At 61.0% G+C, this 17,193-nt stretch carries 21 protein-coding genes; 13 read left to right on the top strand and 8 right to left on the bottom strand.

The window, feature by feature from the left end; all coding sequences use genetic code 11:
* Positions 1-155: 155 nt before the first annotated feature.
* The 4 genes from ACZYR5_RS15785 to ACZYR5_RS15770 all read right to left on the bottom strand — a co-directional run bounded on the left by ACZYR5_RS15785 (position 156) and on the right by ACZYR5_RS15770 (position 3,628).
* Positions 156-863: a hypothetical protein gene (locus ACZYR5_RS15785; protein WP_489090049.1), complete on the bottom strand. Its 708-nt coding sequence runs from the start codon at positions 861-863 to the stop codon at positions 156-158.
* A 198-nt stretch (positions 864-1,061) separates the two neighbouring features.
* Positions 1,062-2,111 (bottom strand): alkene reductase, encoded by a 1,050-nt coding sequence (locus tag ACZYR5_RS15780; RefSeq protein WP_256830928.1) that lies wholly within the window; start codon positions 2,109-2,111, stop codon positions 1,062-1,064.
* Between the two features lie 21 nt (positions 2,112-2,132).
* Complete coding sequence (locus ACZYR5_RS15775; protein ID WP_489090048.1) at positions 2,133-3,299, bottom strand: MFS transporter; 1,167 nt, start codon at positions 3,297-3,299, stop codon at positions 2,133-2,135.
* Positions 3,300-3,322: 23 nt separating this feature from the next.
* Positions 3,323-3,628, bottom strand: a complete 306-nt coding sequence (locus ACZYR5_RS15770) for an ArsR/SmtB family transcription factor (RefSeq protein WP_105755650.1) — start codon at positions 3,626-3,628, stop codon at positions 3,323-3,325.
* 154 nt (positions 3,629-3,782) lie between these two features.
* Between ACZYR5_RS15770 and ACZYR5_RS15765 the strand changes: the two genes are divergently transcribed.
* A complete protein-coding gene (locus ACZYR5_RS15765; RefSeq protein ID WP_489090047.1) occupies positions 3,783-4,361 on the top strand; it encodes an acyl carrier protein phosphodiesterase in 579 nt (192 codons plus the stop codon).
* Here ACZYR5_RS15765 and ACZYR5_RS15760 read toward each other — a convergent pair whose 3' ends face one another.
* Together ACZYR5_RS15760 and olsB are read right to left on the bottom strand one after the other, a co-directional pair.
* Positions 4,362-5,156, bottom strand: a complete 795-nt coding sequence (locus ACZYR5_RS15760) for a lysophospholipid acyltransferase family protein (RefSeq protein WP_489090046.1) — start codon at positions 5,154-5,156, stop codon at positions 4,362-4,364. It abuts the gene before it with no gap.
* Positions 5,156-5,911 carry an L-ornithine N(alpha)-acyltransferase gene (gene olsB, locus ACZYR5_RS15755; RefSeq protein WP_489090045.1) on the bottom strand — a complete coding sequence of 252 codons (756 nt, stop codon included), beginning with the start codon at positions 5,909-5,911 and terminating at the stop codon, positions 5,156-5,158. The genes ACZYR5_RS15760 and olsB overlap by 1 nt, the downstream gene beginning before the upstream one ends.
* A gap of 140 nt (positions 5,912-6,051) precedes the next feature.
* Here olsB and ACZYR5_RS15750 point away from each other — a divergent pair, with 140 nt between their 5' ends.
* The 5 genes from ACZYR5_RS15750 (at position 6,052) to ACZYR5_RS15730 (ending at position 10,220) form a co-directional block, all read left to right on the top strand.
* The gene (locus tag ACZYR5_RS15750) at positions 6,052-6,930 is read left to right on the top strand and encodes an acyl-CoA dehydrogenase middle domain-containing protein (RefSeq protein ID WP_489090044.1); all 879 of its coding nucleotides are present in this window, start codon (positions 6,052-6,054) and stop codon (positions 6,928-6,930) included.
* 54 nt (positions 6,931-6,984) lie between these two features.
* Positions 6,985-8,079 carry a serine hydrolase domain-containing protein gene (locus ACZYR5_RS15745; RefSeq protein ID WP_489090043.1) on the top strand — a complete coding sequence of 365 codons (1,095 nt, stop codon included), beginning with the start codon at positions 6,985-6,987 and terminating at the stop codon, positions 8,077-8,079.
* Positions 8,076-8,402 carry an amidase gene (locus ACZYR5_RS15740; protein ID WP_489090042.1) on the top strand — a complete coding sequence of 109 codons (327 nt, stop codon included), beginning with the start codon at positions 8,076-8,078 and terminating at the stop codon, positions 8,400-8,402. The genes ACZYR5_RS15745 and ACZYR5_RS15740 overlap by 4 nt, the downstream gene beginning before the upstream one ends.
* 68 nt (positions 8,403-8,470) lie before the next feature.
* Positions 8,471-9,061, top strand: a complete 591-nt coding sequence (locus ACZYR5_RS15735; RefSeq protein WP_489090041.1) for a YceI family protein — start codon at positions 8,471-8,473, stop codon at positions 9,059-9,061.
* Between the two features lies 1 nt (position 9,062).
* A complete protein-coding gene (locus ACZYR5_RS15730) occupies positions 9,063-10,220 on the top strand; it encodes a phospholipase D-like domain-containing protein (protein ID WP_489090040.1) in 1,158 nt (385 codons plus the stop codon).
* A 78-nt stretch (positions 10,221-10,298) separates the two neighbouring features.
* Here ACZYR5_RS15730 and bglX read toward each other — a convergent pair whose 3' ends face one another.
* The gene (gene bglX, locus ACZYR5_RS15725; RefSeq protein ID WP_489090039.1) at positions 10,299-12,590 is read right to left on the bottom strand and encodes a beta-glucosidase BglX; all 2,292 of its coding nucleotides are present in this window, start codon (positions 12,588-12,590) and stop codon (positions 10,299-10,301) included.
* 241 nt (positions 12,591-12,831) lie between these two features.
* Between bglX and ACZYR5_RS15720 the strand changes: the two genes are divergently transcribed.
* The 5 genes from ACZYR5_RS15720 (at position 12,832) to ACZYR5_RS15700 (ending at position 15,689) form a co-directional block, all read left to right on the top strand.
* On the top strand, positions 12,832-13,440 hold the full coding sequence (locus tag ACZYR5_RS15720; protein ID WP_489090038.1) for a LemA family protein: 609 nt from the start codon (positions 12,832-12,834) through the stop codon (positions 13,438-13,440).
* A gap of 62 nt (positions 13,441-13,502) precedes the next feature.
* Positions 13,503-14,261 carry a TPM domain-containing protein gene (locus tag ACZYR5_RS15715; protein WP_489090037.1) on the top strand — a complete coding sequence of 253 codons (759 nt, stop codon included), beginning with the start codon at positions 13,503-13,505 and terminating at the stop codon, positions 14,259-14,261.
* Positions 14,262-14,289: 28 nt separating this feature from the next.
* On the top strand, positions 14,290-14,907 hold the full coding sequence (locus tag ACZYR5_RS15710) for a TPM domain-containing protein (RefSeq protein ID WP_489090036.1): 618 nt from the start codon (positions 14,290-14,292) through the stop codon (positions 14,905-14,907).
* Positions 14,908-15,085: 178 nt separating this feature from the next.
* Positions 15,086-15,343 (top strand): response regulator transcription factor, encoded by a 258-nt coding sequence (locus ACZYR5_RS15705; RefSeq protein WP_489090386.1) that lies wholly within the window; start codon positions 15,086-15,088, stop codon positions 15,341-15,343.
* The gene (locus tag ACZYR5_RS15700) at positions 15,330-15,689 is read left to right on the top strand and encodes a putative holin (protein ID WP_489090035.1); all 360 of its coding nucleotides are present in this window, start codon (positions 15,330-15,332) and stop codon (positions 15,687-15,689) included. Before ACZYR5_RS15705 ends, ACZYR5_RS15700 begins: the two co-directional genes overlap by 14 nt.
* A 66-nt stretch (positions 15,690-15,755) precedes the next feature.
* On the opposite strand, the gene ACZYR5_RS15695 is transcribed toward ACZYR5_RS15700, so the two are convergent.
* A complete protein-coding gene (locus tag ACZYR5_RS15695; protein WP_489090034.1) occupies positions 15,756-16,232 on the bottom strand; it encodes a helix-turn-helix domain-containing protein in 477 nt (158 codons plus the stop codon).
* A 248-nt stretch (positions 16,233-16,480) separates the two neighbouring features.
* Here ACZYR5_RS15695 and ACZYR5_RS15690 point away from each other — a divergent pair, with 248 nt between their 5' ends.
* Entirely contained in the window at positions 16,481-16,762 is a 282-nt protein-coding gene (locus ACZYR5_RS15690) for an Ogr/Delta-like zinc finger protein (protein ID WP_489090033.1), read from the top strand.
* Positions 16,759-17,121: a hypothetical protein gene (locus ACZYR5_RS15685; protein ID WP_489090032.1), complete on the top strand. Its 363-nt coding sequence runs from the start codon at positions 16,759-16,761 to the stop codon at positions 17,119-17,121. The genes ACZYR5_RS15690 and ACZYR5_RS15685 overlap by 4 nt, the downstream gene beginning before the upstream one ends.
* The last annotated feature ends 72 nt before the right edge of the window (positions 17,122-17,193 follow it).

The raw sequence follows: 17,193 nt of genomic DNA, 5'->3' as shown, positions 1-17,193 counted from the left end.
CGGTCACTTTCCGTGATGACAGCCGGATCGATGCTTATTTTGTAGGGAATTTGTTGCGCGCTGATGAGAAGGCGCCAAGCTTGCTCGGACAATGATTGTAGTCGCATTCGAAAAACGCCCCATTGCAGGGCGCTTTTCTGACGTAGGGTTGCACCTCAACCGAGGGTAATGGCGACCGCGTAGCTATAAGGACTTTTCGCGAGGGATCGGGAGATGTGTGAAGTGCATTTCAGCGGCTTGCTCCCAATTGAACGGACGTTGTGTTGCCTATAGGCAATAGTGGGTGGCGAAAAGGAAAAGGTCGAATACTTGCCCTGTAACTTGATCAATGTCGAGAACTCGAAGCCGTGTGAAGGGCTGGCGAAGGAGAAGTTGTGATGGATACTGGTAGGGCGTCGGGTTTTCGCCGATTTACGTACTGGCGTTTCATTACGCAGGGTGAAGCACAGGTGCTCCAGGGGCTGAATATCAAACTCTGACCTTGAATGGCTGCTGTAGTCCCAGTCCGCATGGCGTAACGAGAAGACTTCGCTCGAACTGTTGAAAATCGTAACCAGGATGCTGGTATAAGCGTTGATCCGGGAAATCGACTTCCACTCATCCTCCTCATCCTGTTTCGCCTGCCTGATGTAGTTCAGATAGGCCTCGTCGATGTCGAGTTGCTCGCCACGCTCGAGTACTTCTTCGGTGCTGAGGCCGTTTATCATGGCTTGTAATGTGGCTGCCAGGATCGGGTTCATATATTGAAGGATGGGCACCAGGACCGGGTTGAGGGACGCCAGTTCAACTTCGTTAATGATCTCGTAGGCTTCAAAGTCCTGATAATCGGCCGGATTGATTTCAATATCGTTGTTTTCTTCCATGAGGCAAGCTCCTTGTGAGTGTCCGATCACACTAACAATCACCTGATTCGGTTTCACTGGAAGGTTGATCAACTGTGTTTGGATTCATTGCGCGGCGAATCCTGCAGGCATCTGATCGCGCTGAATATCAATCGGTTGGCCATGAAAAAAAGCCCCGGCTCTTTCGAGTCGGGGCTTTGTTGTTTCAAGCGCGGCGGATTACAACGTTGGGTAGTCGATGTAACCGACCGGGCCCTTGCCGTAGAACAGTTCCGGGCGTGGCTCATTCAGCGCGGCATCGGCTTTCAGGCGCGCCGGCAGATCCGGGTTGGCGATGAAGGGCACGCCGAACGCCACGGCGTCGGCCTTGCCGCTGGCCAGCCAGGCGTTGGCGCTGTCCTTGGTGAAGCGTTCGTTGGCGATGTAGGGGCCGCCAAAGGCTTCCTTGAGTTGCGGACCGAGGCTGTCGGCACCTTCTTTCTCGCGGGAGCAGATGAAGGCGATACCGCGTTTGCCCAGTTCACGAGCGACGTAGGTGAACGTTTCGGCGAGGTTGTCATCGCCCATGTCATGGGAGTCGGCGCGCGGAGCCAGGTGCACGCCAACGCGGCCAGCACCCCAGACTTCGATGGCGGCATCGGTCACTTCCAGCAACAGGCGCGCACGGTTTTCCAGGGAGCCACCGTAGTTGTCGGTGCGCTGGTTGGTGCTGCTTTGCAGGAACTGGTCGAGCAGGTAGCCGTTGGCGCCGTGGATTTCCACGCCGTCAAAGCCGGCGGCCTTGGCGTTTTCGGCGCCAGTGCGGTAGGCGTCGACGATGTCGGCGATTTCAGCGGTCTCCAGGGCGCGTGGGGTCGGGTAGTCGGCCATGGGGCGAACCAGGCTGACGTGGCCTTTCGGCTGGATGGCACTCGGTGCGACCGGGGCTTCACCGTTGAGGTACGAAGGATGGGAGATCCGGCCTACGTGCCACAGTTGCAGGAAGATTTTGCCGCCGGCGCCGTGGATCGCCTTGGTCACGTTGGCCCAGCCGCGCACCTGGTCGTTGGACCAGATGCCCGGGGTGTCCGGGTAGCCCACGCCCATCGGCGTCACCGAAGTGGCCTCGCTGAGGATCAGGCCGGCGGACGCGCGCTGCACGTAGTACTCGGCCATCAACGCGTTGGGTACGCGGCCTTCGTCGGCGCGGCAGCGGGTCAGGGGAGCCATGATGATGCGGTTGGCCAACTCGACGTCGCCCAGTTTGATCGGATCGAAAATAGTCGTCATGAAATAGCGCTCGTAGTGGGATCAGTTAGTCGCAGGAGCCAGTTCGGGGTCACCGCTCTGGCGAAAGGTAATCAGGGTGACCAGCAAGGCCAGTACTGCCAGTGCCGCCGCCGCGAGGGGCACGCTGGTCAGGCCGAAGCCGTGGGCGATGACGCTGCCGCCAACCCAGGCGCCAAGGGCGTTACCGACGTTGAAGGCGCCGATATTCAGGGTCGACACCAGGTTTGGCGCCGCCTTGCCGTAGGTCACCACGTTGATTTGCAGCGCCGGTACGGCGGCGAACGATGCGGTGGCCCAGAGGAACAGGGTGATTTCGGTGGGGATCAGCGCGACGCTGGTCCAGGTCAGCACGGTGGAGACCACCGCCATGGAAATGAACACGCCGATCAAGGTCGCGCTCAGGCGTTTGTCCGCCAGCTTGCCGCCGATGATATTGCCCAGGGTCAGGCCCAGGCCGATGAGCAGCAGGGTCCAGGTCACGCCTTTGGGCGAGACGCCGGTCACATCACCGAGCAGCGGTGCGACGTAGGTAAAGAGGGTAAACATCGACGCGGCGAACAGTGCGGTCATGCTCAGCGACAGCCAGATCCCGGCGCCCTTCAGCGCACGCAGTTCGGCGCGCATGTCGAGTTTTTCTTCGTCGCGCTTGGCCGGCAGGAAGCGAATCAGGCCGATCAGCGCAACCACACCAATCACCGTCACCGCCCAGAAGGTCGAGCGCCAGCCAGCTTCCTGGCCGAGCGCGGTGCCCAGCGGCACCCCCAGCACGTTGGCCAGGGTCAGGCCAGTGAACATCAGGGCCACGGCCGAGGCACGCTTGTTGGCCGGTACCAGGCCCGCAGCCACCACCGAACCGATGCCGAAGAACGCACCGTGGCAGAGGGCGGTAACCACCCGGGCAAACATCAGCACGTTGTAGTCGCTGGCCAGGGCGCAGAGCAGGTTGCCGACAATGAAGATGCCCATCAACGCTACCAGCGCCGCCTTGCGTGGCAATTTGGCGGTGGCCAGTGCCATGAACGGCGCACCGATGGCCACGCCCAGGGCATAACCGGTGACCAGCCAGCCGGCGCCGGGGATCGACACGCCGAGGTCGGCCGCCACATCGGGCAGCAGGCCCATGATGACGAACTCGGTGGTGCCGATGGCGAAAGCGCTCAAGGCCAGGATGAGAAGCGAGAGGGGCATGCTGGGAGTCCTTTGTGAGCTCTTTAGAGCTCTTTGCCTAGGGTGTCGAGGAAGGCCTGGATGGTTTCCTCGTTACGTTTGTAGAAATGCCATTGGCCGACTTTCTGGCTGCGGATCAGACCTGCGCGGTGCAGGGTCGCCAGGTGGGCGGAAACGGTCGACTGCGACAGGCCGCAGCGTTGATCAATCTGCCCGCAGCACACACCGAAGTCGGTGCTGTGTTCCTGATCGGGAAACTCGGTGGCCGGGTCTTTCAACCAGTTGAGGATGTCTCGCCGTACTGGGTGTGCCAGGGCTTTTATTATTTCGTCGAGGTCGATGCTGGACATGGCAGTGCTCGGGTTGGGTAAAACGTTATATCGCGATGAGGCGAACTTTAAATCGGTATTTCGCGATATACCAATATGATTTTGATCTGATATCAGCATAAATCGGTATATCGGGTTATAACGATATGATGGGCGCAGTGCTAAGCTGTGCGCCATGAACTATCTCGCACATCTTCACCTCGGTGGCCAGCGTCCCGGTCAATTGCTCGGCAGTTTGTATGGCGATTTCGTCAAGGGTCGCCTGCAAGGGCAGTTTTCTGCAGAGATCGAGAGCGCCATCGCCCTGCACCGACAAATCGATGTCTTCACCGACCGTCATGCCGTGGTCGATGTGGCGTTGTCTCGCTTCACCCAGACCCGACGGCGCTACGCCGGCATCGTCCTCGATGTGTTTTTCGATCATTGCCTGGCCCGGGATTGGGCACAGTACGCCGACTCTTCGCTGGCGCATTTCACCGCGGACGTATACCGGGTGCTGGCCGCCGAACCGCAGTTGCCAGGACGGCTGGCGCAGATTGCGCCGTACATGGCGGCGGATGACTGGTTGGGTTCGTATCGCCAGTTCGCGGTGCTGGAGCAGGTGCTGCGGGGGATATCGCGGCGGCTGTCACAGCCCCAGGAGCTGGCCGCCGCGATGCAGGAGCTGGAGCGTTTGTACGAGCCGCTGAGCGAGGACTTCCGCCTGTTCTATCCGCAGCTCCAGGCGTTTGCCGGACAGCGTCTACGCCTCTGATCAGGCGGCAATCAACTCGCCGCCACGACGTGGTTGCGCCGGTTGCGCGACGTCGCCGAACAACGCCTGATGCACCGCCTGTTGCGCGGCGAATGCCAGCGCGGCCCGCTCCTGACCCTGACAGGCGATAGGTTTGAGCAGGTGGATATGCACATCGCCCTGGTCGTTGGCGAACAGGCGCATCAGGTGTGACAGCAGGTCGTCGTCGCCGATGAACGGTGCCAGCGTATCGATCTGACCATCACGCAGGTAACGGATTGCCACCGGTTGCAGGGCGACGTCCGCATCGATCGCCGCCGACAGCAGGCGCCCATGGAAGGTGCGCAGGGAACGGCCATCGGTGGTGGTGCCTTCGGGGAACATCAACAGCGGGTGCTGCTGTTGCAGATGCCGACCCATCTGTTTGCGAATCAGTTGGCTGTCGCCCGCACCGCGACGGATGAACAGGCTTCCCGCCTTCGCCGCCAGCCAGCCAGCGACCGGCCAGGTGCGCACTTCGGCCTTGGACAGGAAGGACATCGGGGCCAGCATGCCGAGCAAGGGAATGTCGGTCCAAGACACATGATTGCTGACCCACAGCATCGGCTGGCGCGGCAGTTCGCCATGAACGGTTACGCGAAAGGGCAGGGCATTGCTCAAGCGGCCCATGAAAAACCGCGACCAGCGTTGCCGGCGGACCATCGAGTTGGCCAGGCCCAGGCGCTCGAACAGGCCGAACAGGCAGGCCATGCTCAAGCCCAGCGCCACCACCAGCAGCACCCGCGCAATGCGCCCGTACACCCGCAGCCGGCGCATTACATGGCCGCCTTGAAGTGCTTGGCGTAACGCGGGCAGAGCTCATCGCGCTTGAGCAGGATGAACACGTCGGCCACCTGGAAATCTTCATCCCAGCACGGCTCGCCGCAGATCTTCGCGCCCAGGCGCATGTAGGCCTTGAGCAGCGGCGGCATTTCCGCGATCACGTTGGAGGGGATGTCGAGGTTGGGCAGCGGCTTTTTCGGTTCGGCCCGCAGGTGTTCGGTGCACAGGTAGCGTTCACGCAGGCGCTGCATGATGGCGTGGGCCTGGATTCCGCCGTCGTGCATCGGGATGCTGGCGCAGCCCATCAGGTAGCTGTAGCCGCCCTCATTGAGGACTTCCGCCAACTCGCCCCAGAGCACGGCGATGGTGCCGCCGTTGCGGTAGGCCGGATCGACGCAGGTGCGGCCAAGCTCGAGGATCGGGCCCTGCAAGTGCTTGAGGCCGTGCAGACTGAATTCCTCTTCGCTGTAGAAGCGCCCCAGGCTGCTGGCCGCCGTGTGGTCGAGCAGGCGAGTGGTGGCCACCAGGCGACCGCTGTTCAGGTCACGCACGCCGATGTGGCTGCAGTGAACGTCGTAGTCATCCATGTCCAGACCCAGTTCCGCGCCTTTGAGCTTGGCATCGAACTCCGCGCTGAAGACGTTGAACCGCAGGGCCTGGGCTTCTTGCAGGGCCTTTGCGCCGATCAGGCGTTCGGCTTGCAGACGGCGTTCAGGGCCGGTGTCACGGATGCGGGCGATCTGGGTCATGACGAATCTCCGTACGCGCTGCTCACCCCACGCGGGTTGCAGTCGATCGACTTTGTTGTGCAAAGTCAGGCTATGGAGCCCCGGTGTCATCACCATGACGTTTGGGTGATGCTTGTATGACAGCCCTTGAGGAGTGGTTTATGCCCTGGCAAGCCCTGTTGAACTGCAACACGCGATTGGCCGCAACCCCCGACCTGGCGGAGGGTTACGCGATTTTGCTGGAGCAATTGGGCGCGGTGACGCCTTTCGAGTTGGCGGTGCGCGGCGGGCGCATGATGGCCACGCCGGGCTGGGCATTCCTGGTGGGTTATCAGGCGGCATTGCGCATGTTGTGGCCGAGTGCTCCGCTGAGCCTGGGCGCTTTATGTGCGACCGAACAGCGCAGCCTGCGGCCGGCGGACATGCAGACCCGGCTGGTCGATCTGCGCTTGAGCGGGCGCAAGGATTTCGTCACCGCCGGCGATGCGGCCGACTGGCTGTTGATTGCCGCGCGTAGCGAGGAAGAAGGCGAGTCGCCGCGCCTGAGTCTGGCCGTGGTGTATCCCGGAGAACCCGGTGTGCGCCTGGAAAAGCTGGCGCCGCTGCCGTTGATGCCGGACATCAGTCACGGGCGGGTGTTCCTCGAGGGCGCACTGTGTGAGCGGCTCGCCGGCGACGGCTGGGATGCCTACGTCAAACCGTTCCGAACCCTGGAAGACATCTATGTACTCAGCGCCATGAGCGCCTGGTTGTATGGGGTTGGCCAGGACAATGGCTGGCCGCAGGGGCTGCAATTGCAGTTGCTGGCGCTGTTGGCCGGTTGCGCTGAAGTCAGTCGCCAGCCGCCCAATAGCAGTGCCGGGCATGTGCTGCTGGCAGGCTTGTTCGCCCAGTTCGACAGCTTGAAGGCGGCGATCGATCAAGCCTTTGCCAATGGCTCGCCGGAGTGGGCGGCGCTGTGGCAGCGTGACCAGGCGGTGCTGCAACTGGCGGCCGGGGCGCGGGCCAAGCGCCTGGCCAAGGCGTTGACGTCGCGCTAGAACTGTCATCGATCTCGACTAGGCTCAGCAGGTTGATTCATACGAGTCTCTGCCATGCTCAAAGGTTTGTCGCTGTTGGTCTTGTTGCTGATCGGAGCTGGCGTCCATGCCGAGAACTGGCCCGGCGAACACTGGGCGTCGACTCCAGCTATCAGCGGTCCCGCGCTGCAGGCACTGGAGGACTACGCCTTTGTCCCCCGTGATGAGGTACACCGCAAAGGCATTCGCACCGATGCCTTGCTGGTGATCCGCGACGGCCAGTTGATCTATGAACGCTACGCCGGTGGCACCACTGCCGACACTCCGCACCTGACCTGGTCGGTGAGCAAGAGCCTGATGGCCGCGGTATTGGGGGTGGCCTATGGCGAAGGCCGGTTCAGCCTGGAAGATCCCGCCGCGAAGTTCTACACGCCGCTGCAGCGCCATCCCGACATCCGCATTGCCGACCTGCTGCACTGGGCCTCGGGCCTGGACTGGCAAGAAGACTATGAATACGCACCGCTGAACTCTTCGGTGGTCGCCATGCTGTACACCCGTGGTCGTGCCGACATGGCCGGGTTCGCTGCCGGACACGGTCGCTATGCGCCCGCCGGTGAGCAGTTTCGTTATTCCAGCGGCGACAGCAACCTGTTGGCGGCCGCGCTGAAAACCATGCTCGGTCCGCAGCGATATGCGGATTACCCGTCGCGCGCCTTGTTCGATCCCCTGGGGATACGCAGTGCCGTGTGGGAAACCGACGCCAGCGGCACCTTCGTTGCCTCCTCGTATGCCTATATGACTGCCCGCGACCTGGCCCGTGTCGGCCTGTTGATGCAGCGCAACGGTCGCTGGCACGAGCGCCAGTTGTTGCCGGTGGATTGGGTCGCCTTCAATCTGCAGCCCTTCGACCGCTTCCGGGCGAATCAGGACGCCGCGGTGCCGGGCGCGCATTGGTGGCTCAATCGTCCAGTGGATGGCGCGCCAAGTCCCTGGCCGGATGCGCCGGCAGACAGCTTCGCCGCCCTCGGCCACTGGGGGCAGGCGTTGTATGTGCTGCCCGGCGCAAACCTGGTGATCGTGCGCTATGGCGATGACCGCGACGGCAGTTACCGCCACAACGAATTGCTCAAGCGTGCACTGGCAGCCTTCGCCCCGCAGGTGCAGCCATGAAGCGCAATTTTGTTCGACGTCACCCGCTGGTGACGCTGCTGTTGCTGCTGATGGTTCTGTTGCTGGGCTGGGGCTGGCAGGAACGGGTTGCCCTGGCGGCTTTCCCGGACATTCTCAGCGCCTACACGGCCAAGGAATATTGCTCGTGCCGCTACGTTGCCGGACAGTCGGACCAGTACTGCCGGGGCTACGTAAAGCAGTACCTGCCGCTCAGCGAGCTGCAAGATGATGCCGGGCAAAAGCGTGTCACTGCCAGCGGCCTGGGGCGCAGCAATACAGCGGTATGGGCCGGCGCTCGCCAGGGTTGTCGCCTGCTGCCGTGATCTTGCGGTTTGCAATCGGCACGGGGCCGGTTAAGGTTCGTTCAGGTTTATCGGCCCCATGAGTTTCCATGTTCAATCGCTCTCTCTGTAAAGCAGTCGCGTTCCTGCTGCTGGCGGGTCCCGCCGCGTCGGCCCAGGCCAATTGGTACCTGGACGGCGAATCCTCGCGTCTATCGTTTATCTCGACCAAGAACGCCAATATCTCCGAAGTTCAGCGCTTTCTGGTGCTGCACGGCAAGGTCGATCCGAAGGGCCTGGCGCAAGTGCAGGTCGAGTTGGATTCGGTCAACAGTGGGGTGCCGCTGCGCGATGAGCGCATGCGCAAGGAGCTGTTCGAGATTCAGGCCTTCCCTGAAGCGCTGATCACCACGCAAATCGACCTGCGACCGATCAACGACCTCGCTCCGGGCGCGCAACTCGAATTGCGCCTGCCGCTGACCGTCGACCTGCACGGCAAGCAGCACACCTACAACGCCGAGTTGCTGGCGACCCGTCTCGATGACCGCCGTTTCCAGGTGGTGACCCTGGAGCCGCTGGTGATCAACGCTGAGGATTTCGACCTGGCGCCGGGCCTCGAACGCCTGCGCAAACTCGCCGATTTGTCGGCGATCAGCCTGTCGGTGCCGGTGGGTGCGGTGCTGATTTTCACGGCGCGCTGACATGAAGGGCGCCGTATTCCCCTGGCGTGACGGCAATCATTTCGAGTTGCTGATCGACGGTCCGCAGTTCTTCCCGCGAATGCTCGCAGAAATAGCGCAGGCCCGGGAGCAGGTCGAACTGGAACTGTATCTGGTGGAGGCGGGCGCCTGCGCCGAAACCATGGTGCAAGCGTTGGTCGAGGCAGCCGAACGTGGCGTACGGGTGCGTTGCCTGTTCGATGACTACGGCAGCCTGGCGTTTACCCTGGGCCTGCGGCGCCGGTTGACCGACGCCGGGGTCGAGTTGCGCTTCTACAATCGCCTGAGCTGGCGGCGCTGGGTGCGCAATTTCTACCGCGATCACCGCAAGTTGCTGCTGGTCGACCAAACGCTGGCGGTGGTCGGCGGTACCGGTGTCACCGATGAGTTCTGGACGCCGGGCGAGGAGGTCAGCGAGTGGCACGAGGTGATGGTGCAAGTCAGCGGCCCGCTGGTGCTCGACTGGCAATTGCTGTTCGATCGCCAATGGATTGCCAATCGCTATCGCCGAGCCTGGAAACCCGCCGCGCATTTCGGTTTGCCCCGTCTGCCACGGGTTCCGGCGACAGGTGAGGGGATGGGGCGAGTGGCCTATGCCGACGCCGCGCAACACCGGGACATCCTGCAGTCGTTGTTCCGCGCCCTCAACAGCGGCCAGCGCCGCATCTGGCTGGCCACGCCGTATTTCCTGCCGACCTGGAAGATCCGCCGCTCACTGCGCAAGGCCGCAGCACGGGGGATAGACGTGCGCCTGCTGCTGACCGGCCCGCGCACCGATCATCCTTCGGTGCGCTATGCCGGGCATCGCTATTACCCCAGGCTGCTCAAGGCCGGGGTGAAGATTTTCGAATACCAGCCGTGTTTCCTGCACCTGAAAATGGTGTTGGTGGATGACTGGGTCAGCATCGGCTCGTGCAATTTCGATCACTGGAACCTGCGCTTCAACCTAGAGGCGAACCTGGAAGCCATCGACAGCGGCCTGACCCTCGCAGTGGCCAGCAGCTTCGAGCGCGATTTCGCCTTGAGCCAGCAGGTCAGCCTCGAGGCCTGGCGCCACCGGCCATTGTGGCGGCGGGTCCAGCAACGAATATGGGGATGGGTGGATCGGGTGGTGGTGAATCTGCTGGATCGGCGCGGGTAGCGCGCCAATCCAGCAGACCACTGTAGGAGCGAGCCTGCTCGCGATGTGGCCATCAGCCGCACCGCATCTCTTCATCCCTTAGAGCAATTCAAAACTCTGCTGCGTCACGTCCTCTGAATCGAGACCGATCTGCACGTTGAACTTGCCAGGCTCGGCAGCGTACTTGAGCTGGCTGTTATAGAACTTCAGGTCGTCCTCGCTGATGCTGAAGTGGATGACTTTCTGTTCGCCGGCCTTGAGCGACACCTTCTGGAAGTTCTTCAGCTCCTTGATCGGGCGGATCATCGAGCCGGTCTCGTCCTGGATATACAACTGAACCACGGTTTCGCCGTCACGCTTGCCGGTGTTTTTCAGGGTCACGCTGGCGTCGATCTTGCCGCTCTTGTTCAAGGTGGTCGACGACAGGGCCATGTCCGACAGGGCGAACTGGGTGTAACTCAGGCCGTAGCCAAATGGATACAGTGGGCCGGTGGTGTCATCGAAGTATTGCGAGGTGTAGTTGCCTGGCTTGCCCGGGGTGAACGGGCGGCCGATGGTCAGGTGGTTGTAGTAGGTCGGAATCTGCCCTACCGAACGCGGGAAGCTGATCGGCAGCTTGCCGGACGGGTTGTAGTCGCCGAACAGCACGTCAGCAATCGCGTTGCCGCCTTCGGTGCCGGTGAACCAGGTTTCGAGGATGGCGTCCGCCTGTTGGCTTTCTTCGAGGATCGTCAGCGGCCGGCCGTTCATCAGCACCAATACCAGCGGCTTGCCGGTGGCCTTGAGCGCCTTGATCAGTTCGCGCTGGTTGGCGGGAAGGTTGAGGTCGGTGCGGCTCGACGACTCGTGGGACATGCCCCGCGATTCGCCGACCGCTGCCACGATCACGTCGGCCTGCTGCGCGGCTTTCACCGCTTCGTCGATCATCACCTGCGCCGGGCGCGGGTCGTCGACCACTTCCGGCGCATCGAAGTTGAGGAAGTTCAGGTAGTCGACGACTTTCTTGTCCGAGGTGATGTTGGCGCCACGGGCATAGCCGAGCTTGGCTTGATCGCCCAGGGCGCGAGTCATGCCGTCGAACAGGGTGACCGATTGCGCAGGTTTGCCGGCGGCGGCCCAACTGCCCATCATGTCGATCGGCGCCTTGGCCAGCGGGCCGACCAGCACGATCTTCGCGTTCTTCTTCAGCGGCAGGGTGTCGTTGCTGTTTTTCAGCAGCACCTGGCTGCGTCGCGCTACGTCACGGGCTTCGTCACGATGCAGGCGGCTCTCGGCGTAGGTGTCGGCCGGATCGTCCTCGGCCTTGCCGATGCGCAGGTAAGGGTCCTTGAACAGGCCCATGTCGTACTTGGCGACGAGCACTTCACGCACCGCGTTGTCGATGTCGCTTTGCTGGATTTCACCCGATTTGAGCAAGCCTGGCAGTTCCTTGCCGTACAGGGTGTCGTTCATGCTCATGGCGATACCGGCCTTGATCGCCAGCTTCGCGGCTTCACGACCATCACGGGCCACGCCGTGCTTGATCAACTCGAAGATCGCGCCGTGGTCGCTGACGGCCAGGCCCTTGAAGCCCCACTCCTTGCGCAGCAGGTCCTTCATCAACCAGGTGTTGGCGGTCGCGGGGATGCCGTTGATCGAGTTCAGCGCCACCATGACCCCGCCAGCGCCGGCTTCGATCGCTGCGTGGTAGGGCGGCAGGTAGTCCTGGTACATCTTGACCGGGCTCATGTCGACCACGTTGTAGTCGCGACCGCCTTCGACCGCACCGTACAAGGCGAAGTGCTTGACGCTGGCCATGATGTTGTCGGCGCCGATCAGGCCCGTGCCCTGATATGCCTTGACCATCACCCGGGCAATGCGCGACACCAGGTAGGTGTCCTCGCCGAAGCCTTCGGAGGTGCGGCCCCAGCGTGGATCGCGGGAAATGTCGACCATGGGTGCGAAGGTGATGTCGAGGCTGTCGGCGGCGGCTTCCTTCGCGGCAATGCGCCCGCTCAGGCCGATGGCGTCCATGTCCCAGCTGGAGGCCAGCGCCAGGGGGATCGGGAAAATGGTGCGGTGGCCGTGGATCACGTCATAGGCGAAGAACATCGGGATCTTCAACCGGCTGCGCATGGCCGCGTCCTGCATCGGACGGTTCTCTGCACGGGTGATCGAGTTGAAGGTGCCGCCGATGTTGCCCGCGGCGATTTCCTTGCGGATCAGCTCGCGAGGCATTTCCGGACCAATACTGATCAGGCGCAATTGGCCGATCTTTTCGTCCAGGGTCATCTGCTTCATCAGGTCGCTGACGAACGCATCCTTGTTCTCGATGGGGGCGGGCGTGGTGCCGGCCCATACCGGGTGACTGGCCAGGCCGATGGCAAGGCCCAGCAAACACAGCTTCTTCATGAATAGTTTTCTCAAAAGCCCACACAATGGTCATCGAGACCCATCGGCCAGCCAAAATTTAGGGAGCGACTATTGTTGTTCGGGTAAATGCAGCAAACTTTGCAACTCTTTATTCGCGCTGGGCATCTTTTAGCCGATTGGCTCGATGCAATCCAGTGGCGACGGCAGATTAAGTCCCGGGTCGCCGATTTACCGGGGCGCAGAGTCATCACCCATGCACTGGGCAAGGAGCATCACGGACATGAATGTACAACAGCGCTATCGTTCGGCCTGGCAACTTACGGTTTTGCTGGTGCTGGGCTCGGTATTGGCCGGCTGCGGCATCAACACCATTCCAACCCTCGACGAGCAGGCCAAGGCGGCCTGGTCGCAGGTGCAGAACCAGTATCAGCGGCGCGCCGACCTGATTCCCAATCTGGTGGAAACGGTCAAGGGCTACGCCAAGCATGAGCAGGATACCCTGACTGCAGTCATCGAGGCCCGGGCCAAGGCGACGTCGATTCAGGTCGACGCCAATACTCTCGACAACCCGGAAAAGCTCAAGCAGTTCCAGCAGGCCCAGGATCAGCTCAGCGGTGCACTCAGCCGTTTGATGGTGGTGTCCGAGCGATATCCGGACCTCAAGGCCAACCAGAATTTCCTCGCCCTGCAATCACAGCTTGAAGGCACTGAAAATCGCATCGCCGTGGCGCGTCGCGATTTCATCCTGGCGGTACAGAAGTACAACACTGAAATTCGTACGTTCCCCGGCCGCCTGTGGCACACGGTGATGTACAGCAACTTGCCATTACGCGAAACCTTCGAGGCCACCAGCCCCGATGCCGACAAAGCGCCACAAGTGAAGTTCTGAACCGCCCAGGAGCCCGACGGTAACGCCGGGCTGCACCTGCATTGAATGGGGATGAGTGACTGATGCGCGTCTTTCGAATGAGCCTGGTGCTGCTGCTCTGGGTGTTTGCCATTACCGCACAGGCCGAGCTGAAATTTCCGGCACTGACCGGGCGGGTCGTGGACAACGCCCAGATGATCGAACCGGCAGTGCGCGAACAGCTTGCCCAACAATTGCAGGCCCATGAGCAGGCGACCGGCGAGCAGTTGGTGGTGGTCACCCTGACCGACCTGCAAGGCACCAGCATTGAAGACTTCGGTTATCAATTGGGCCGCTATTGGGGCATAGGGCAGAAGGACAAGAACAACGGCGCGTTGTTGATCGTTGCACGTGACGAACGCAAGTTGCGGATCGAAGTCGGCTACGGTCTGGAAGACCGACTGACCGATGCGCAAAGCTCGGTGATCATCAATCAGGTGATCACCCCGGCTTTCAAGAGCGGCAATTTCAGCAAGGGCATCAGCGACGGTGTGGCCGCCATGCTGGTGGTGCTGGGCGGCAATCCGCTGGATGCGCCCGCCACCGCGTACGGCGCGGGCGGCGATGATGCCAGCGATTTCGTCGGCCAGCATCCGGGATTGTTCGTGTTACTGGTGGGGCTGTTCATCCTCACGGTGTTTGTCTGCCAGATGCTCGGGATCTTGCCCAGTGGCGGTCGCGGAGGCGGCGGTGGCATGGGAGGGGGCGGATTCGGCGGGGGTGGTTTTGGCGGCGGTTCCGGCGGTGGCTTTGGCGGTGGCGGGGGCAGTTTCGGGGGCGGCGGTTCGTCGGGCGGCTGGTGAAGACAATAATGAGTGAGCAAGCACAACCATGGCATTACTGAGCGAGTACGAACAGCGTCAGGTCGCCGAGGCGATCGCCCGGGTCGAGCGCGACACCGACGCTGAACTGGTCACCGTGCTGGCGGCGCGGGCCGATGACTACACCTATATCCCGTTGCTCTGGGCCAGCCTGGTGGCGTTGATCGTGCCCGGCATCGTGCACTACCTGTCCGGCTGGATGAACATGCACACGCTGTTGCTGGTGCAGTGGCTGAGTTTCGTTGTCTTGTGCCTGCTGTTTCGTATACCGGCACTGACCTCGCGGCTGATTCCGCGCTCGGTACGTCACTGGCGGGCTTCGAACCTGGCGCGTCGACAATTCCTCGAGCAGAACCTGCACCACACGGTCGGTAGCACCGGCTTGCTGATTTTCGTCTGCGAGGCCGAGCGCTATGTGGAGATCCTGGTGGATGAGGGCATTTCCCGGCACCTGGACAACAAACACTGGGAGCCTATCGTCGCCGCCTTCACCCGGCAGGTGCGCCAGGGGCAGACGTTGCAGGGCTTTGTCAGCTGCATCGAGGCCTGTGGCGAGCTGCTCAAGGTGCATGTGCCGGTGACCCATGTGCGCAACGAATTGCCCAATCGGCTGGTGGTGTTGGGCTGACCGCTGCGAGTGAAACTTGTAGGACGCGGTCCTACAAGCGCTGATCGTTGTCCGGGCCATCGTCCGTCTGTGAAGCTCTCTCTACCAGCGAACGGCCCCGTGACGGGCGTTCGGACGTAAAGGGAGTTCATCCATGTCCAAGCATCAACTACGCGACTCTCCTGCAGAGGCGGTGGCGATGGGTCGCGAAAACTCATCGTCAGCACGGCTCACGGAGAAAGAGAAACAGGCCCTGTTGTGGAGCTTCCGGGGAAAAACCTCCTGGGAGATTGCCAGGATCCAGAATTGCTCGGAGTCCACGATCAATTTCCACTTTTCGAACATACTCCGGAAATTTGCGGTCAGCTCGCGCAGCGCTGCGCTGATCAAGGCCATCGAATCAGGCGTCATTGCCGTTGGAACGCTAAGACCGCGAGGCGCCCATGAATATGACTGACCCCCCCTATATGACTATCAGTGGCTTGCTGTTGGGTTTGGGCATGTCGTCGGCATTGCCCGCGATCAATGGTGAAGCCCTGTTTGGAGCAGTACTCGGGGCGTGGTTGGTCACAACGACCCGAAGTCACCTCAAGGTTTGGCAAAGGATCGGTTCATTTCTGCTGTCGGCGGGAGTGGGGTATCTGTTCACCCCGGTGACCTTGCCACTGGTGCCGTTTCTGACAGGTGGAGTGGCTGCCTTCATCTGTGCATTGATGGTCATACCCATAAGTATCAAAGTTATGCAGTGGATTGATAATGCGCCTATCACAGAGATTCTCCGGCGTATCAGAGATCGAGGTTGAAGCAATGTCTGCGGAGAGTTTGTTTGAGGTTTTTTGAAGTAATTATGTGATTCGATAAGTATGACCTCATATGTCAACTGGATGTTTAAGTCTGGACAGGATAGAGGTCATTTCGCAAAGCCGGCGTTCCATCTCACGCAGACGCTGTTTTTCTTCCAACGCTGTTTGTAGTGCAGTTTGCTCACGTTCATCGAGGCGACGCCATAATCCGAGTAGGGTGTTTTCCTCAGCGGTAATGTCGCTGTTGCTTTCTGCTGAGGGAACGGTCGCAGCCCGCAGGATGGGTCCCTCGCCCAGGAGCAGCCAGTCCAGGGAGACCCCCCGTGACTGGGCTATTTCTACGCATTTGGAGTATGGCGTGCTGCCCCGACCTTTCCAGCTGCTGAGGGTTTGAGGGCTGATCTGCAGGGCTAAAGACAACGAAACGTCAGTTGTTGTGCCAGTAATCAGTTTTAAACGGGCCAAAACATTTTGTGGTTTTTTGCTACGCAATTTGAGCCTCTTCCTTTTGATATGCTCTTTTTGAGTATCTTGCTTATGCACAATGAATACTTTTTTTGTATGGTTAATCGTTCATCAACGAGGCAGAAGAAGAGTGATTATTTGAAACTTTCTACAAGCTTTGGGAATATTTCCTACAGGGTTCTCAAGTGTTTATCGTGCGTTCTTCCATTCCATATCCTTATGTCCGGTAGTCGCTGTTTTAACGTCGGGGCGGGGTCTGCAAGTGCGCTAGCCAGTATTGCGTTTACGCCAGTCGATTTCCACTCAATGACCGCCGGGAGGCACGCATGAGTACTTACAAGATGGTTTGTCCCCATTGCTTGAGCCGGATGCGCATTCGCACCAGTGAGGGCCGTCATATATTCCTGCGGGTCGCCTATCTGCAATGCACCTCGGAAGCCTGTGGCTGGTCGGTGCGCGCGGAATTTGAAATGACCCATGAACTGTCGCCCAGCGGCATGCCCAATCCGGCCGTGCACCTACCTTGCGCCGGGCCGGATCTGCGGCGCGCGGCACGGCCTGTTGTACCTGCGCCGATGACGCAAAAGGCCCTGGAGGATCATGGATGAAGGCGTTCGACGACCCGCACGAACTGGACCGGGAATTGTTGGGCATTGCCCAGGCCTTTCTGCGTCGTCACGAGAGTGAGGGGTTGGCCGGCGATCAGGTGCTGTTCTGTCGCGCAGTGCGGCACTTGCAGAATCTCGATGTACCGATGCATGTGGCAGAGCGCCTGGTCAGCCATGCCTACGGGATGCTCAAGTGCGGCCATGATCGGCGGCGGCTGGACATCGCCGCCAGCACCGAAACCGTGGCCGTGGTGACGGATCCGGCCAATGGCCTGACGTGGGCGGTCCCCGTCGGCCTGATTGTCAAATACGTGATCAACTCGCCGAGCAATCGCAAGCTGCGCCTGGTAGAACCTTGAACATGTCGACTGTTCACTCAGGCCCTGGGCTGGACTTCCCGGGCCCGGTGAAAAATAACCCCGTGCCCTAAT

The organism is Pseudomonas sp. F007 (genome assembly GCF_057814275.1).
Note: the sequence above shows the minus strand (reverse complement) of the source record. Positions and strands in the feature narration are given on the sequence as shown.

Excerpts from the sequence above, each read along its gene's own strand:
- ACZYR5_RS15785 (WP_489090049.1), bottom strand. The coding sequence starts at position 863 with ATGGAAGAAAACAACGATATTGAAATCAATCCGGCCGATTATCAGGAC.
- ACZYR5_RS15780 (WP_256830928.1), bottom strand. The coding sequence starts at position 2,111 with ATGACGACTATTTTCGATCCGATCAAACTGGGCGACGTCGAGTTGGCC.
- ACZYR5_RS15775 (WP_489090048.1), bottom strand. The coding sequence starts at position 3,299 with ATGCCCCTCTCGCTTCTCATCCTGGCCTTGAGCGCTTTCGCCATCGGC.
- ACZYR5_RS15770 (WP_105755650.1), bottom strand. The coding sequence starts at position 3,628 with ATGTCCAGCATCGACCTCGACGAAATAATAAAAGCCCTGGCACACCCA.
- ACZYR5_RS15765 (WP_489090047.1), top strand. The coding sequence starts at position 3,783 with ATGAACTATCTCGCACATCTTCACCTCGGTGGCCAGCGTCCCGGTCAA.
- ACZYR5_RS15760 (WP_489090046.1), bottom strand. The coding sequence starts at position 5,156 with ATGCGCCGGCTGCGGGTGTACGGGCGCATTGCGCGGGTGCTGCTGGTG.
- olsB (WP_489090045.1), bottom strand. The coding sequence starts at position 5,911 with ATGACCCAGATCGCCCGCATCCGTGACACCGGCCCTGAACGCCGTCTG.
- ACZYR5_RS15750 (WP_489090044.1), top strand. The coding sequence starts at position 6,052 with ATGCCCTGGCAAGCCCTGTTGAACTGCAACACGCGATTGGCCGCAACC.
- ACZYR5_RS15745 (WP_489090043.1), top strand. The coding sequence starts at position 6,985 with ATGCTCAAAGGTTTGTCGCTGTTGGTCTTGTTGCTGATCGGAGCTGGC.
- ACZYR5_RS15740 (WP_489090042.1), top strand. The coding sequence starts at position 8,076 with ATGAAGCGCAATTTTGTTCGACGTCACCCGCTGGTGACGCTGCTGTTG.
- ACZYR5_RS15735 (WP_489090041.1), top strand. The coding sequence starts at position 8,471 with ATGTTCAATCGCTCTCTCTGTAAAGCAGTCGCGTTCCTGCTGCTGGCG.
- ACZYR5_RS15730 (WP_489090040.1), top strand. The coding sequence starts at position 9,063 with ATGAAGGGCGCCGTATTCCCCTGGCGTGACGGCAATCATTTCGAGTTG.
- bglX (WP_489090039.1), bottom strand. The coding sequence starts at position 12,590 with ATGAAGAAGCTGTGTTTGCTGGGCCTTGCCATCGGCCTGGCCAGTCAC.
- ACZYR5_RS15720 (WP_489090038.1), top strand. The coding sequence starts at position 12,832 with ATGAATGTACAACAGCGCTATCGTTCGGCCTGGCAACTTACGGTTTTG.
- ACZYR5_RS15715 (WP_489090037.1), top strand. The coding sequence starts at position 13,503 with ATGCGCGTCTTTCGAATGAGCCTGGTGCTGCTGCTCTGGGTGTTTGCC.
- ACZYR5_RS15710 (WP_489090036.1), top strand. The coding sequence starts at position 14,290 with ATGGCATTACTGAGCGAGTACGAACAGCGTCAGGTCGCCGAGGCGATC.
- ACZYR5_RS15705 (WP_489090386.1), top strand. The coding sequence starts at position 15,086 with ATGGGTCGCGAAAACTCATCGTCAGCACGGCTCACGGAGAAAGAGAAA.
- ACZYR5_RS15700 (WP_489090035.1), top strand. The coding sequence starts at position 15,330 with ATGAATATGACTGACCCCCCCTATATGACTATCAGTGGCTTGCTGTTG.
- ACZYR5_RS15690 (WP_489090033.1), top strand. The coding sequence starts at position 16,481 with ATGAGTACTTACAAGATGGTTTGTCCCCATTGCTTGAGCCGGATGCGC.
- ACZYR5_RS15685 (WP_489090032.1), top strand. The coding sequence starts at position 16,759 with ATGAAGGCGTTCGACGACCCGCACGAACTGGACCGGGAATTGTTGGGC.